The sequence below is a fragment of the Chromobacterium sp. ASV23 genome (assembly GCF_016428945.1).
Taxonomy (GTDB): Bacteria; Pseudomonadota; Gammaproteobacteria; order Burkholderiales; family Chromobacteriaceae; genus Chromobacterium; species Chromobacterium sinusclupearum.
Genome location: NZ_JAELTR010000295.1, coordinates 1 through 220 on the forward strand (window position 1 = coordinate 1; position 220 = coordinate 220).

The 220-nt window shown below is 62.7% G+C and carries 1 protein-coding gene; it reads right to left on the reverse strand.

Annotated features, from left to right (window positions below; all coding sequences use genetic code 11):
• A partial coding sequence (locus JHD59_RS22690; RefSeq protein ID WP_199155921.1) for a hypothetical protein occupies window positions 1-220 on the reverse strand: 220 nt, incomplete at both ends.

Here is a 220-nt window from a genome sequence, read left to right on the forward strand (position 1 = left end):
CCTGCACGCCCACTTCCAGCACCTTGCCGGCATCCGCCGCCACGATGGTGTGCGCCGGCACGACGCCCGACTGGGCAATCACTTCACCCTTGGCCGCATCGGTCTTGCCCTTCTCGCCCCAGGCAAACGTCGACTTGTCGGTACCGTTGCCGTTGTTGGCATCAAACTGGTAAGTACCGGTCAGGTCCTTGCCCACTTCGAGCGGACCCTTGACCTTCAA